We start from the raw sequence: 14,901 nt of genomic DNA, 5'->3' as shown, positions 1-14,901 counted from the left end.
CACGGGAGGCGATGTGGGCCCCGACGAACGAGACACGCCGGAGCACGGCACACAGCCCTCACGGCCGCTGGGGCGCAGGCGCTTCCTCGGCGCGTGCGCCGGCGTCGGGATCGCCCCGGTGACGGCCGCCTGCGATCCGGCACCCCACGAGCGCGGGCGTCCGAAGGCGGCCGCCTCTCACCGCGCCGAGGCGGAGCGGAACCTTCCGGGATCGCCCGACTGGCGTATCCGCAGCGCAGGCCCGGCGACGGCGGTCGCCGGCTACGCCGACCGGGTGAGCGTGCTGTCTGGCGAGGAGTGCGGCCTGTACGTCTCGACCACCGCGTCCTCGTTCCGTGTCTCGGCCTTCCGCGTCGGTTGGTACGGCGGGGCCGAGGCCCGCCTCGTCTGGCGCTCGCCACACATACCGGGCCGCGTCCAGCCCGAGCCGAGATTGCTGCCGGACACCCGCACCGTCCGCGCGGACTGGCGGCGCACGCTGACGTTCACCACGTCAGGCTGGCCCGAGGGCGCGTATCTGCTGCGCCTGGACGCGGACAGCGGCCACCAGCGCCATGTCCCGCTGATCGTGCGGTCCGCCCAGGGCACGGGCCGAACGGTGCTCATGCACGCCCCTGCCACCTGGCAGGCCTACAACCGATGGGGCGGCTACAGCCTCTACGACGGCGCCTCCGGCGGCTACGCCACCCGGTCCCTCGCCGTCAGCTTCGACCGGCCCTACGACGCCGACGGCGCCGAGAAGTTCCTGGTGTACGAGCGGGCGGTGGTGGTACTGGCCGAACGGCTCGGCATACCTCTGGCGTACACCACGGGCACGGATGTGCACCGCGATCCGGCGGTCCTGCGCGGTGCGGCGGCCGTGATCGGTCTGGGCCACGACGAGTACTGGACCCCTGAGCAGCGGCGGCACATCACTGTGGCCCGCGACGCCGGCACCAATGTCGCCTTCCTCGGCGCGAACACCTGCTTTCGCCGGGTCCGCCTCGAGGAGGGCGGGACGCAGCCCGACCGCACCGTGGTCTGCTACAAGTCCTCCGTCCGGGCCGACCCCTGCTACGCCACCCGTCCCGCCCTGGCGACCACCGACTTCCGCCTGGCTCCGGCGGCCGACCCCGAGTCCGCGCTCACGGGGGTCCTCTACGAGGGCTACCCGACGGACGCGCCGTACATCGTCCACGCGGCGGACCACTGGCTGTACGAGGGAACCGGTGTACGACCGGGCGACGGCTTCGACCATCTGGTCGGTGTGGAGTACGACCGGGTCACCCCGGGCGCGCCCGTCCCCGAACCGCTGGAGATAACCGCCCACTCGCCCCTGCTGTGCAACGGGGGGCGCAGCCACAGCGACTCGGCCTACTACACGGTCCCCAGCGGTGCCGGTGTCTTCGCCACGGGCACCATGCGCTGGGTGGAGGCGCTCATGGCGGGCACCGCCGACGGCGGCCGCGACCACGGCATGGACGCCCGCACCCGGGGCTTCGTGACCCGCACGACGGAGAACCTCCTGCACGCCTTCGCGGAGGGCCCCGCCGCCCACCGCCGCCCCGCCCCACGGCCGAACACGACCGAGGTGTACGGAAACCGGGGCTGAGGGTGCGGCCTGTGCGGCCACAGGGAGTGCGCCGGCGCGCGGCTGCCTCCCGGTAGGCGCCGGACACGGCACCCACGGTTCGCGTGAGGCCCGGTGTGACAGCATGGGCCGGTGACCGAGCCACAACTGCGACCTTCCGGTGTCGACCTCCTGGACGTTCGCAGCATCCGATTCGTCGAGACGGCCACGCCGTGGCTGTCCTCCGAGGACCGGTCGGCCATGGACCGTGCGTGGGAGGACGCGGTGCGGGCCAACCCGAACCTCTTCGACGGCCCCGTGGCGGCCTGCGCCGGACTGGAGCGGGAGGAGCCGCACGGCCTGGTCGTCACCTGGGCGCGGACGACCTACCGGCACTACGCGCTGCGCCGGTCGACGGGAGCCGCCTCGGGTCTGCCTGCCCTCTTCGTGGGCGTGCTCCAGCCGACGGACGACGGGCGACTGCTGGTGGGAAGGATGTCACCGTCAACGGCCGCGCCAGGCCGCTGGCAGCTGCCGGGTGGTTCCCTCGAGCCTCCGGACGGCCACAAGCCGCTCGATCTGGCCGCGCTCCGCGGGCACGCCGCGCGGGAGCTGGTCGAGGAGACAGGCCTCGACACGCCTGCCGGGGAGCTGGGCCTGTGGCGCGTCACCCTCGGCGCCAACGGCAACGTCGGTGCCCTTTTCACCGCTCCCCGCCGTCCGGCGCCGGTGCTGCACGAACACTTCGAGACTCTCGTGTCCTCGGAGAAGGCGCTGGGCCGCACACCCGAACTGGACGGGTTCGCCCTGGTCCGGTCCCCCGCCGACCTGGCGGGGCTGGCCGGCCCGCACGTGGACTACCTGGAGCCGGTCGTCCGCCTCTACACCGGAGCCGCGGTACTTCCATGACCTGCCTCACGCCCTTCGGCAGGCGGTGATCCGGGAGCTACTTCAGCTGCTCGTACATCGACTCCAGGTCGCCGGCCAGTCCCGACTTGACCCTGCGTGTGACGTCGTCGACCAGTACCTCGTGGGCTCCCGCCTCGATGCCGTCCAGCGCGGCCATGGCGACGTCGCGGGGGCTGGACTTGGGGGCGTCGAGACCCGACGTCATGTCGGTGTCGACGTACGCCACGTGCAGCCCCGTGACCGCGATACCGCGCGGCCTCAGGTGCAGACGCAGGGAGTTGGTCTGCGACCACAGCGCCGCCTTGGAGGCGCTGTAAGGGGTGCCGTCGGCCAGCCAGGACAGGGCGGAGTGGACGTTGAGGATGTGACCGCCGCCGTTGCTCTCGATGACCGGCACGAAGGCGCGTGTGACCAGCAGCGGACCATAGAAGTTGATCTCCAGATCCCGGCGCACGTCGTCCAGCGGCGAGTCGAGATACGAGGCGCGACTCGAGGCACCGGCGTTGTTGATCAGGACGGTGACGTCCCGGGCCTGTTCGGCCGCGGCCGCCACGGAGGCGGGGTCGGTGACCTCCAGCGCCAGCGGCACGGCGTCGGGGTGCGTCACCGTACGGGGGTCGCGGGCCGTTGCGTAGACCTTGCCCGCACCGCGCGCGTACAGCTCCTCGACCAGTGCCTTGCCGATGCCCCTGTTGCCGCCGGTGACGAGAACGGCTGCGCCCTTGATGACGGTCATGCTTGCCTCCCTGCCTGGAAACCGATCGGTTTCAAGTTACGGTAAACCGATCGGTTTCACGCATGCAAGGCGCAGCCGTGTCTTTAGTTTGTTTTTCCAACCCATGGCGCGCGGGCAGAGCGCGAACACCCTTCCGGCCCCGCCACCCGGCATCGGGCGTTCAGCGCACGCCCGCGACGTCAAGGAGGGTGATCACGATCGGTCCGACCAGACCGTCCAAGGAGTCGGCACGGATCCCCGCGCGGGCGCACGCCCCGTCGAATACCAGGGTCAGCTGGCGGGCCAGCAGCTCGGGGTCACTCGCGCCGCCCTGTTCGGCCTCGGTACGGAAGAACTTCACCAACTCCTGCTTGATCCGGCTCGCGACGCGGCTCGCGGGATGGTCCGGATCCTTGAGCTCGACCTGGACGGCCAGGTATGGGCAGCCGCGATAGTCCGGCATGACCGCCTGCGCCTGCACCTGCTCGAAGACGTACAGGATCCGTTCGCGCGGTGAACGGCCGTCGTCCGCGCCGGGCAGGAGCGGCGCCATGAAGACGGGGGCACGCTCCTGCAAGCTCACCGCCAGTAGCTCGTCCTTGCTCTCGAACAGCTGGTACATCGAGCGCTTGGACACTCCCGCCGCCTTGCACAGGGCCTCTACACCGACGCCGACACCCTGCAGGTAGGTCAGCGTGGCCGCCGCTTCCAGCAGTCGCTCACGGGGACTCGGCTTCAGGTCCGCGGTCATACTCCAGAGGCTAACTCGTTTCCGTCCCACGGGAAACCGACCGGTTTACTGCTGGCAGCACCCGCGGCCTCACCTCGGCCGGGTCTGGGTGATCCGCCACAGACGGCGTGGCAGTTCGCCCTCCTCGAAGGCGAAGACCTCGTTCAGGACCCAGCCCTCCGCGAGGGAATCGACGAGGGCGCGGGAGAAGAAGTGCACCGCGAAGCCGCCGTGCTCCCAGACGTCGTCACCGTGCCCGGTGCCGACGCCGTAATGCGCATCGCCGGTGTGCCGCACGGTGTAGACGAATGCTCCGGCGGGCCGCAGGACGCGACGCACCTCGTCCACGAGGGCATGGATCTCCTCGGTGGACAGGGCCATGCACAGCAGCATGTGCGTGAAGACGGCGTCCACGATGCCGTCCGGCAGGGGCAAGGGCCCACGCACGTCGTGCATCATGGTGGCCACCCGGTCCTCGACACCCTGGGCACGGGCGGCGTCACGCAGCTGTCCGAGACCCACCGCGCTGAAGTCCAAGGCCCGCACGGTGAAGCCCTCCCGGGCGAAGTACAGCGTGTCCCTGCCGTGCCCGGCGCCGAGTTCCAGGACGCTCCCGGCGCCGGCCGACCGGAACACACGCGCGGCATGCACGGCCGGGGCGGACGGAGCCTGCCCGTACATGCCCGGGTGCGAGCGGTAGGTCTCCTGCCACTGACTCCGTTGCGCGTCGGCCGGTTCCCGGTTCTCCTCGTCCATCCCCACTCGGTTCCCTCCCGACGGACCGTCGCCCCGGGGCGCGGGTTCCGGCACGGGCCGCCCACGGCCGCCCGACGCGGCTCAGCAGATCCTCGGCAGCTGTTCCCCGATCGGCATGTCCACCACGCGCGTACCGCCCAGACCGGTGCGGGCCACCACCATGCCCGGATGGTCCTCCACCGCCTCGCCGATGATCCTGGACTCCCGGCCCAGGGGATGGGCCCGCATGGCGTCCAGGACGGCGTCGGCGTGTTCGCGCGGGACGAACGCCACCAGTTTGCCCTCGTTGGCCACGTACATGGGATCCAGGCCCAGCACGGCGCAGGCGCCGGCCACTGCCTGCGGGACCGGGATCTCGCGTTCCGTGATGACGACCCCTGCGCCCGAGGCCGCGGCGATCTCGTTCAGCGCCGCCGCCAGACCGCCCCGGGTGGGATCGCGAAGGACGTGCAGATCCGGGGTGACGGCGAGCATGGCCCCGACCAGCCCACCGAGGGCCGCGCAGTCGCTCTCGATCTCCACTCCGAACTCCAGGCCCTCGCGGACGCTGAGGATGGCCACGCCGTGCACGCCGATCGGTCCGCTGACGATCACCACGTCGCCCGGGACCACCCGTTGCGGGCGCAGATCCACTCCGTCCGGGATGAGGCCGATACCGGCCGTGTTGATGAAGATCCCGTCCCCATGACCGGACTCCACCACCTTGGTGTCGCCCGTCGCCACCTCGACCCCGGCCGCCCGCGCGGCCCTGCCGAGCGCGTCGGCGACACGGGCGACGCGCTCCATCTCGACGCCCTCCTCCAGAATGAATCCGCAGGAGAGGTACGACGCCCGGGCACCACTCATCGCAAGGTCGTTGACGGTGCCGTTCACGGCGAGATCACCGATGCTGCCGCCGGGGAAGAACAACGGGCGCACGACGAAGGAGTCGGTGGAGAAGGCCAGCCGGACACCGCCCAGCAACAGGGCGGCGGAGTCACCGAGCTGGGCGAGCGCGTCCCCGCCGAAGGCGGGTGCGAAGACATGCCGGACCAGTTCGGCGGAGAGCGTCCCGCCTCCGCCGTGGCCCATGACGATACGGGACTGGTCGCGCAGCGGAGCAGGGCAGGTCCAGGACTCCGGATCCACGGACGGCGTGGTCAGGTCGATCGTGTCAGACAACGGGGGTCGCCTCCCGGGGCGCGGGGGTGGTGTCCAGGCGCCGGTAGAGGTAGTACGCGGCGCAGGCGCCCTCGCTGGAGACCATGGTGGCTCCGAGCGGGGTACGGGGTGTGCACAGGGTGCCGAAGGCCTCGCACTCGTGCGGCTTGATCAGGCCCTGGAGGACCTCGCCACTTCGGCAGGCGGCCGGCTCCCGGGTCTGGATGCCCTCGACCGAGAAGCGGAACTCGGCGTCGAAGTCGCGGTACTTGGCGGACAGGCGCCAGCCGCTCGCGGGGATGACGCCGATGCCGCGCCAGGAGCTGTCGGTGACCTCGAAGACGTCCGCCAGCATCGCCTTGGCGGCCGGATTGCCCTCGGCGCGGACGGCGCGCGGATAGGCGTTGTCGACCGTGTGTTCGCCACACTCCAGCTGCACCACGGTGCGGCGTACGCCTTCGAGGATGTCCAGTGGTTCGAAACCGGTGACGACGATCGGGACGCGGTACCGCTCCGCCAGCTCCGGGTACTCGTCCACGCCCATCACGCTGCACACGTGGCCGGCGGCCAGGAAGCCCTGTACCCGGCAGTTCGGGGACCGCATGATCGCCTCGATCGCGGGAGGCACCCGTACATGGGACACCAGGAGGCTGAAGTTCGGGATGCCGAGCTTGCGGGCCTGGTACACCGTCATCGCGTTCGGGGGCGCTGTCGTCTCGAAGCCGATACCGAAGAACACCACGTGCCGGTCGGGGTTCTGCTGCGCGATCCTCAGCGCGTCGAGCGGCGAGTAGACGACGCGTACGTCTCCGCCCTCGCTCCGCACCTGGAACAGGTCCCGTCCGGTGCCGGGCACCCGGAGCATGTCGCCGAACGAGCAGAAGATCACGCCGGGCCTGGAGGCGATCTCCAGCGCCTTGTCGATCACCTCCAGCGGGGTCACGCATACGGGACAGCCCGGCCCGTGGATCAACTCGACCTCATCGGGCAGCAGTTGGTCGATGCCGTGGCGAATGATCGAGTGCGTCTGGCCACCGCAGACCTCCATCAGCGCCCAGGGTCTGGTCACCGTGGCACGGATCTGGTCGAGAAGCCGTCGCGCCAGTTCCGGGTTCTGGAATTCGTCGATGTACTTCAATTCCGCGCCTCCTCGCGCTCCGGTGGGTGCGTTCCGGTGGCCTCCGCGGCCATGTCCCAGGGGTCGCCGAACTCCTCCTGCAGCATGCCGAGGGTTTCGAACAATTCGAGCGTCTGCTTCGCCGACTCCTCGTCGAGGCGCTGCAGGGCGAAGCCGACGTGGACGATGGCGTACTCGCCGACCCGGAGGTCGGGCAGGTACTCCAGGCACACCTCCTTGACCACACCGCCGAAGTCGACGGTGGCCATGCGCGTGCCGTCGCGTTCCTCGATGTCCAGCACTCTGCCGGGTACCGCAAGGCACATGGGCCTCTCCTCTTGTGGGTGGTGCGTGGCCCGGCGCTGCCCGGGCGGTCGGTCAGTCGGGTGCCGTCCCGGCGCGTGCGGCCACCACGAGTTGGCCGAGGGCCAGTCCGCCGTCGCCCGGCGGGACTTGGTGGTGGCGCAGCACCGTGAAGCCGTCCTCGCGCAGGACCTCGGCGCAGGCCGAGGAGAGCAGGCGGTTGAGGAACACACCGCCGGTCAGGGCGACGGTGTCCACTCCGTGCCGCTCGCGCGCCAGGACGCACAGGCGGTGGACGAGGCCGGTGACGGCCCGGTGGAAGCGGGCGGCGACCAGTGCCGGTCCGGCGCCGGAGCGCAGGTCCTCGACGATCTCCGTCAGCACGGGGGCCGGATCCGCGCGCACCGGGCCGCCCTCCGCTTTCGGTGCGCGCAGGGCGAACGCGTACGCCGCACGGTCCCCGGCCGGTGCGCGCAGCGCCGCGGCCTCCAACTCCACGGCTGCCTGGGCCTCGTACCCCGCCCGGTGGCAGACGCCCGCCAAGGACGACACCGCGTCGAAGAGGCGGCCCATGCTGGAGGTGGGAACGCAGTTGAGGTTGCGCTCCAACTGCCGGTCGAGGACCCGGCGTTCGCCGGGGGGACAGGCGGCCACGCAGGCCAGCTCGGCCGACCAGTCGATCCGGGCCGTCCGCAGATGCGCGAGCGCCATGCGGTAGGGCCGGTGCACCGCGGCGTCGCCGCCGGCCAGCGGCACGTACGCCAGGTGCCCGAGACGGGTGAAGCCGTCGTAGTCCGCGAGCAGGAATTCCCCGCCCCACACCGCCGCGTCGTCGCCGTAGCCCGTGCCGTCGAAAGCGACGCCGATCACCGGCCGGCCGCCGTCGAGACCGTGCTCGGCCATCGCCGCGGCGATGTGCGCGTGGTGGTGCTGGACGTGGACGACGGGCCGGCCTGCCGCGTTGCTGAGGGCCCACCCTGCCGAGCGGTAGGCGGGATGCCGGTCGGCCGCCAACAGCTCGGGCCGCACCGGGGTGATCGACTCCAGTTGTGCCACGGCGCGTTCGAAGGCCCGTTGGGTGGCGAGGTCGTCCATGTCACCGATGTGGGAGGACAGCCAGGCAATGCGGCCCTCGCCGAGGCAGAAGACGTTCTTGAGGTCTCCCCCGACGGCGAGGGCGGGGCGCACGGGCACCGGGAGCGTGAGCGGCAGGGGCGCGTATCCCCGGGCACGGCGCACGACCAGCGGCTGCCCGTCGCACAAGCGCACCACGGAGTCGTCGCACGGCACATGGATCGGGCGGTCGTGGGTGAGCCAGGCGTCGGCCAGGTGCGCGAGCCGCGCCAGCGCCTCCCCGTCGTCGGTGACGATGGGCTCACCGGCCACGTTGCCGCTGGTCATGACGAGCAACCGGGGCCCCTCCGGATCGCCGGGGAGTCCGAACAGCAGCTGGTGCACGGGGGTGTAGGGCAGCATGACGCCGAGGTCGGGGCTGCCGGGGGCCACACCGTCGGCCGGGTGGGGGGCCTCAGCCGCCGACGGGGCGTCCGTGCGACGGCGCAGCAGCACGATGGGGCGGGTGCCGCCGGTGAGCAGACCGCGCTCCTCGGGACCGATGTGGACGAGGTGCTCGATGTCGTCGGGGCTTGCGGCCATGAGGGCGAACGGCTTCTTCCCTCGAGCCTTGCTCCGCCGCAGCCGCGCGACGGCGGCTGGGTCGGTGGCGTCGCAGGCCAGGTGATAGCCGCCCAGTCCCTTGACCGCGAGGACCGCGCCGCTCGCCAGGAGTGCGCGTGCTCCGGCGAGGGGGTCCGTTTCCGAGGCCGGTACCGGCGGGCCGTCGCCCTCCGCTGGGGGGACGAGCAGGCGGAGCCGGGGCCCGCAGGCGGGGCAGGCCACGGGCTGGGCATGGAAGCGGCGGTCGGCCGGATCGGCGTACTCGCGGGAGCAGCCGGCGCACATCGGGAAGCCGGCCATGGTGGTGTGCGCCCGGTCGTAGGGCAGGCCGGTGACGATCGTGAACCGCGGGCCGCAGTGGGTGCAGTTGACAAAGGGATGGCGGTGGCGACGGTCCGCGGGGTCGGCCAGTTCGCGCAGGCATGCGGCACAGGTGGCGGTGTCCGGCGGGATGAGGGTACCCGCGGGCCCGTCCGTGCGGGAGGCCAGGATGGTGAACCCGGTGTCGCCGCCGATGGGCATCTCCTGATGGTCGACGGCGTCCACGCGGGCCAGCGGTGGCGCCTCCACGGCGATACGTTCGCAGAACCGGGCTACCGCCTCCGGTGAGCCCTCGACCTCCGCGACGACGCCCTCAGGGGTGTTGGTCACATGTCCGGACAGTCGGAGCGCGGTGGCGAGGGTGTAGACGAACGGCCGGAAGCCGACGCCCTGCACCACGCCCCGTACGACGACTCGTCGGCGCAGTGGCGCACGGACGCCGACGGCCGTCGGCGGCACACCGCTCACGAGTGGGACTGGGCCAGGACGCCGGTGCCGTCCGCGTCGTCGTGGGTGTGGCCGTGAGCGTGCTCGTGGGGCTCACGGGCCATGACGGGCGTGTGTGCGGGGACGCCGTCCGCGGCGGCCAGCGCGCGGTCGAGCAGGGCACCGAGCCCCAGGCCACGACGGGCCGACGTGAGCAGCACCTCCACACCGGGGTTGACCCGCTCGACGTTCGCCCGGAACGCCGCCTCGTCGAACTCGACGGCCTCGGCGATGTCGGTCTTCGTGACCACGACCAGGTGGGCGAGGCCGAAGGCCGTCGGGTACTTGAGCGGCTTGTCCTCGCCCTCGGTCACGGAGGCGAGCACGACGCGCAGTGTCTCCCCCAGGTCGTACGAGGCCGGGCAGACGAGGTTGCCCACGTTCTCCACGAACACGAGCCGGGTGGCGTCCGGAAGCCACCCCTCCAGATGCCGGGCCAGCATGCCGGCCTCCAGGTGGCACAGCCCGTCGGTGAGCACCTGCTTGACCGGGACACCCGAACGCGCCAGCCGCTCCGCGTCGTTCTCGGTGGCGAGGTCGGCGGTGAGCGCCGCGACCGGCACGGAACGCTCCCGCGCCAGGCTCAGTTCCCGTTCCAGGAGGGCGGTCTTGCCACTGCCGGGGCTCGACAGCAGATTGACGACGGTGATGCCGCGGGCGGTCAGGCCGGCCCGCAGGGTGTCCGCGGCCCGGTCGTTCTTGGCGAGTACGGCCTGCTTCAGGTCCACCACACGGCACATGGCTCAGCGCTCCTCGGGAATCGGTTGGTCGGTGGGCAGGGGCGTGCGGCCGTCCTCCCACTGCACGCCGACGATCTGCAGTTCACGGCCCGACAGCAGGTCGGTGGCTCCCCCGTCGCACCGCGGACAGCTCAGCAGGGGCGGCATGCCGACCGCCCATTCGTGCGCGCACGGCGTGCACCGGGCTCGTCCGGGCACCGTGTCGGTGACCAGCTCGGCGCCCTCCAGCACGGTCCCGGCGCAGGCCAGTTCGAAGCAGAAGGACAGGGCATCGGGGACGACGCCGGCCAGTTCGCCGACCTGGAGCCGCACCGAGCGCACCGCCGTGACGCCACCGGCTCCCTCGGCCGCCTCTTCCACCTGGCCGATCACCGCCATCGCGATGGACATCTCGTGCATGGCTCTCCGTCCCGGCGAACCCGGGCCGCGGCCCGTGCAGCAGGGCGTGCGCACGCGGTTCGCCGAGCTCCATTAGAGGTGGGGCCCCACCGTCCACCGGACCGGCACGCCGTCGCCGCCCGGCCGCGTACACCGTTCGCCGCAACGCCGCCCGGCCGTGCGCCGGGTCACCTCACCGCGCGGCCGTCGCCGACGGGGGCGTGCGGCGCGGCTGACCGGGTTCCTCGGCCCGCAGCAGCCCTTCGATGACGCGGACGGCTTCCGGTACCGCTTGGGACACCGGCGCGCTGAGGCCGATGCGCTCCTCCACCGAGGCGGGTTCACAGCCCACCACCAGCGTGCGCCGCGGCGGGCGAGCCCCGGTTCCGGCGCAGAGTGTGCCGAGCAGCCCGAGTACGGCGTCCGGCGTCATCCGATGGCCGTCCAGCGGCATCCCCCGCGGATCGCCCGCCTCCACGACGTCGTGCTCGATGACGTACACCGTGCCGGGCTCCCCGCCACGCCGGGTGGCGTCCACCAGGATCAGCGTGTCGTACCCGTCCAGGAGCTGGTAGGCGAGGTGCACTCCCCGCACCCCGATGTCCAGGAGCTCCACACCCTCGGGCAGGTCACGCTCGTTCAGCGCGCGCACGGTCTCCACGCCGAAGCCGTCGTCCCCGAGGAAGATGTTCCCGATTCCGGCGACGAGGACTGCGCTGTCGTGCGGGGCGAGGCTCATGCGTCGTCCTCCAGCGGTGTGACCTCATCGGGCCGGAAGTAGAGGAAGACCCCCTGTTGCCTGCGGATGTCGGCACCCGGGTCGTCCTCCACCGTCACCGCCAGGTGCACCGAGCCGTCCACGTCGTTCAGCACGGCCTCCACCGTCGCGGTGCGTCCCCGCAGGAAGAAGTCCTGGGCGTCGGTGCGCCTCAGGCCCGGGTTCAGCAGCACCCGGCACCCCGCGACCACATGCCGGCCGTTCACCACGACCCGGTCGGGTGCCCGGGTGGGGTCGGAGCCGGCCACACCTCCCGGCTCCCGCCACTCGGGAGGCGAGGAGTGGGTCAGGGCGAGGACCGCGTCGATATCGGTGACCTGGAGCGGCGCACCGGGGGTGTGCGGGCTCACGGCCGGGTGGTCTCCCAGGATGACCGGGGAGGACAGCACCACGTCCGAGCGGCCGGGTTCACCGGCCAGGACGGGCCAGGTGTGCAGATTGCGGCAGGCCGCGATCGCGCCTCGCGCCCACTCGGGCGGATCGGTCATCGACAGGAACGACCCGGCGCTCAACCCCATCAGCAGGTGGGTGGCGACCAAGGAGTGCCGCAGTGCCGCGTCCCGGTCGGAGTTCCGGTTCCCCTCGGGCGTCCAGGCGCTGGTGTTCTCGACGACGGCGGTCAGCCGCAAGAGCCGGTACGGGCCCTCCAGGCGCCGTGCCGCGAGCCGCAACACCCCGCTGATCTCCTCGTGCCGAAAGACCCGCTGTCCGACGACGCGGCCGCCCTCGTCCAGGATCGGCCCGCTCTCCTCTCCCGCGGGGCGGCCGAAGGGGATCGTGATCCCGCCGCCTTCGGCGAGCTCGTCCACCACCACGACCGCCTCGACGCGTTCCTCGGTTCCCCCGGCCAGCGGAACCAAGGGTCTGTCGCCCGTCTCGGTCTCGGGCGCCGTCTCCAACTCGCCCTCGGAACCAGCCGCTTGCTGCGAGGGCCGCCGGGCGCGCAGAAAGCGCAGCTCGACCGCCAGGGTGGCGCCGGCCTTGGGTTCCATCAGGCATTCGGTGTGCTGGAAGTCGTACTCCTCGTCGTCGGCGTTCCAGGCCGGCGGTACGAGCACCCCGAACTGCCGGCGCAACCCGTTCCTGGCGGCAGAGGCACGGTACGGGTGGAGCGGCGAGCCCTCGAAGAGAACGGCATCGGCCACCTGCCGGGCGAGGGCGAAGCGCGCCTCGGTCTCGGGGGCGAACGAACTGACGCTCACGGCATGGTCCTTCCGGGGGCCGTACTCCCGGACCGGACCGGATCCACCCCTGTCCGGCGGCCCGTCGCGCAGGCGAGGTACGCGGGCGTACGCGTCGGCTTCTCCTTGCGGACGAAAGCGCGCCTCAGCTCGTGATACAGGGCGGCGGGGTTGTGGAAGATCCGGTGCATCTCGGCGAGCTCCCGTTCCCGGAAGGCGGACAGTGGCTCGACGCTCTCCTGCCGGTCCAGTTCCGCCTTCTTCGCCGCGATGCGCGACCGGATGCCCGGCAGTGACGCCAGTCGGGCCGCCAGCCGGCCGACCTCCGCCGCGAAGTCCTGCGGCCCGCAGTCGACGACCCGGTCGACGAGTCCGAGTCCATGGGCGCCGGCCGCGCTCATCGGCAGGGCCTCGCTCATGAGCCGGTCGGCCGCCGCGCCACCCACCCGGCGGGGGAGCGTGTACGTCCAGTACTCCGAGCCGTGCAGACCCATCAGCCGGTAGTGCGGGTTGAGCACGCAGCCGCTGCGGCACCACACCTCGTCGGCCGCCAGAGCGAGCATCACGCCACCCGCCGCGGCGTTGCCCGCGAGCGCGGAGACCACCAGCCGGTCCGTGGTCCTCAGGACGGCCTCGACCAGGTCGTCGATGGCGTTGATGTTGGCCCAGGATTCGGCCGCGGGGTCCTCGGCGGCCTCGATGACGCCGAGATGGATCCCATTGCAGAAGAAGTCCCGTTGCCCGCCCAGTACGAGCACCGAGGTGGGGCGCGCGCACGCCTCCCGGTAGGCGTCCAGCAGGCGTCGGCACTGCGTGGTGCTCATCGCGCCGCCGGCGAAGGAGAACGACAGGAAGCCGACGCCGCCTTCCTCGCGATAACGGATGTCCGTCCAGGTGCGCCATCCCGGCTCCGGCAGCACGGGGAGGCGGGGCACCGGAGGCCTCCGGCCGCCGAGGGCCCTCACGGCGGGGAGCCGGAACGTGGCAGGCTTCCCCGGGCGGCGCCGACGGCGCAGCTCGGGGACCCAGACGGCCCCGTCCTTCGTCGCGCGGCAGATCGCCCCGGCCCGGGTCGCCAGCAACTCGCCCGGAGCGCCGCGCAGAACATCCTCGGGATGGCCTCCGTGCAGGTACCACTCCTCGCCGAGCAGTGTGTCGAGCACGCCGGGCTGCGAGTCGGCGGCGCGCAGCTTGCGCACCACGGTCTCCGTGGAGTCGGCGTACCAGTCGATCCGCCGCACGCTCTGGTCGAGGTACGGCCGGGTCCGCGAGGTGTCCTGCCGAAGCGGGGTGTACGCGCCTGAGGCGAAGCGCTCCACGGCGAGCAGGACCGCCGCCAGAGCCGCGTCGGCGATCTCGTTGCGGTACAGGTCGCTCTTGGGCACCGGGGGCAGGGGACAGGTGACGGACGCCCACACGTCACCGGCGTCCATCTCCTCCACCGCCTGCAGCACCGTCACGCCCCACCGCTCGGCTCCCTCCTGGATCGCCCAGTCCAGGGAGGACGGTCCCCGGTCCCCCACCGGACCCGGGTGGACCACGAAGCACGGGTACGCCGCCCACACCTCGCGGGGAATCGCCGTCTTCAGCATCGGCGCGAGGACGAGCTGCGGCGCGTGCCGTCGCACGGCATCCGTCAACGACCCCTCCGCAAGGGCGAGTTCCACCGCCACGAGGTGACCGCGGTCACGCAGTTCGGCATGGACGCGCTGGGCCAGGCTGTTGAACGCGCTGGCCACGAGCAGGATGTGCACGACGGACCCCCCGACGGACTCCCGGCGGACAACAGTGCGGGCAGACGTGCTCCCGCCGACTGCGATCGTGGAGCACACCCGCGCGCCCGGCGCGGAGAAAGGCTGCCGGTTCACCCGAAAGGGTTCTCGAACCGCCATTCGGGCCTGGGGCCGGCGTGCGGGCGGGCAGTATGCGCGGGGCCGAGCGGTCGGCGACCACGGTCGTCACCGTGAACTGCCGGCGACCGCGGCCCGTGTGTGGCCGGCCGAGGCCGCATCTGACCGCCCCTCGCCTCCCGGGGCCCGGCAGTGTGGACATGGCGCATGGTCCGGCTCCTGCGTCGAACCGGCACCCGGTCGACCCGTCCCGGCGGTCCGCGCCCACCGC

14 protein-coding genes are annotated in these 14,901 nt (G+C 72.1%); 2 read left to right on the top strand and 12 right to left on the bottom strand.

The genetic code is table 11. The features are described 5' to 3' along the window. Window positions 1-13 precede the first annotated feature (13 nt). Both VXC91_RS07150 and VXC91_RS07145 read left to right on the top strand, forming a co-directional pair. Window positions 14-1,591: a N,N-dimethylformamidase beta subunit family domain-containing protein gene (locus VXC91_RS07150; protein WP_329505985.1), complete on the top strand. Its 1,578-nt coding sequence runs from the start codon at window positions 14-16 to the stop codon at window positions 1,589-1,591. A gap of 111 nt (window positions 1,592-1,702) precedes the next feature. Then, window positions 1,703-2,458 (top strand): NUDIX hydrolase, encoded by a 756-nt coding sequence (locus VXC91_RS07145; protein WP_329505984.1) that lies wholly within the window; start codon window positions 1,703-1,705, stop codon window positions 2,456-2,458. 37 nt (window positions 2,459-2,495) lie between these two features. Here the strand turns inward: VXC91_RS07145 and VXC91_RS07140 are convergent, their stop codons facing one another. The 12 genes from VXC91_RS07140 to VXC91_RS07085 all read right to left on the bottom strand — a co-directional run bounded on the left by VXC91_RS07140 (window position 2,496) and on the right by VXC91_RS07085 (window position 14,534). Then, the gene (locus tag VXC91_RS07140; protein ID WP_329505983.1) at window positions 2,496-3,194 is read right to left on the bottom strand and encodes an SDR family oxidoreductase; all 699 of its coding nucleotides are present in this window, start codon (window positions 3,192-3,194) and stop codon (window positions 2,496-2,498) included. Between the two features lie 160 nt (window positions 3,195-3,354). Continuing rightward, window positions 3,355-3,924 carry a TetR/AcrR family transcriptional regulator gene (locus VXC91_RS07135; protein ID WP_329505982.1) on the bottom strand — a complete coding sequence of 190 codons (570 nt, stop codon included), beginning with the start codon at window positions 3,922-3,924 and terminating at the stop codon, window positions 3,355-3,357. A gap of 69 nt (window positions 3,925-3,993) precedes the next feature. After that, window positions 3,994-4,659, bottom strand: coding sequence for a class I SAM-dependent methyltransferase (locus VXC91_RS07130; protein WP_329505981.1), 666 nt, complete (start codon window positions 4,657-4,659; stop codon window positions 3,994-3,996). 81 nt (window positions 4,660-4,740) lie between these two features. Continuing rightward, window positions 4,741-5,820, bottom strand: a complete 1,080-nt coding sequence (gene hypE / locus VXC91_RS07125; protein ID WP_329505979.1) for a hydrogenase expression/formation protein HypE — start codon at window positions 5,818-5,820, stop codon at window positions 4,741-4,743. Then, entirely contained in the window at window positions 5,813-6,937 is a 1,125-nt protein-coding gene (hypD, locus tag VXC91_RS07120; RefSeq protein ID WP_329505978.1) for a hydrogenase formation protein HypD, read from the bottom strand. The genes hypE and hypD overlap by 8 nt, the downstream gene beginning before the upstream one ends. Further along, entirely contained in the window at window positions 6,934-7,242 is a 309-nt protein-coding gene (locus VXC91_RS07115; protein ID WP_329505977.1) for a HypC/HybG/HupF family hydrogenase formation chaperone, read from the bottom strand. The genes hypD and VXC91_RS07115 overlap by 4 nt, the downstream gene beginning before the upstream one ends. Window positions 7,243-7,294: 52 nt before the next feature. Then, the gene (hypF, locus tag VXC91_RS07110) at window positions 7,295-9,685 is read right to left on the bottom strand and encodes a carbamoyltransferase HypF (protein WP_329505976.1); all 2,391 of its coding nucleotides are present in this window, start codon (window positions 9,683-9,685) and stop codon (window positions 7,295-7,297) included. Continuing rightward, on the bottom strand, window positions 9,682-10,443 hold the full coding sequence (gene hypB / locus VXC91_RS07105; RefSeq protein WP_329505975.1) for a hydrogenase nickel incorporation protein HypB: 762 nt from the start codon (window positions 10,441-10,443) through the stop codon (window positions 9,682-9,684). Before hypB ends, hypF begins: the two co-directional genes overlap by 4 nt. Before the next feature lie 3 nt (window positions 10,444-10,446). After that, a complete protein-coding gene (locus tag VXC91_RS07100) occupies window positions 10,447-10,842 on the bottom strand; it encodes a hydrogenase maturation nickel metallochaperone HypA/HybF (RefSeq protein ID WP_329505974.1) in 396 nt (131 codons plus the stop codon). A 172-nt stretch (window positions 10,843-11,014) separates the two neighbouring features. Then, the gene (locus tag VXC91_RS07095; RefSeq protein WP_329505973.1) at window positions 11,015-11,560 is read right to left on the bottom strand and encodes a hydrogenase maturation protease; all 546 of its coding nucleotides are present in this window, start codon (window positions 11,558-11,560) and stop codon (window positions 11,015-11,017) included. Then, complete coding sequence (locus VXC91_RS07090) at window positions 11,557-12,801, bottom strand: hypothetical protein (RefSeq protein ID WP_329505971.1); 1,245 nt, start codon at window positions 12,799-12,801, stop codon at window positions 11,557-11,559. The genes VXC91_RS07095 and VXC91_RS07090 overlap by 4 nt, the downstream gene beginning before the upstream one ends. Beyond that, on the bottom strand, window positions 12,798-14,534 hold the full coding sequence (locus VXC91_RS07085) for an enoyl-CoA hydratase-related protein (RefSeq protein ID WP_408057342.1): 1,737 nt from the start codon (window positions 14,532-14,534) through the stop codon (window positions 12,798-12,800). Before VXC91_RS07085 ends, VXC91_RS07090 begins: the two co-directional genes overlap by 4 nt. Window positions 14,535-14,901: the final 367 nt, after the last annotated feature.

Source organism: Streptomyces chiangmaiensis, from assembly GCF_036281785.1.
Taxonomy (GTDB): Bacteria; Actinomycetota; Actinomycetes; order Streptomycetales; family Streptomycetaceae; genus Streptomyces; species Streptomyces chiangmaiensis.
This window is presented reverse-complemented; position numbering and strand designations above follow the sequence as displayed.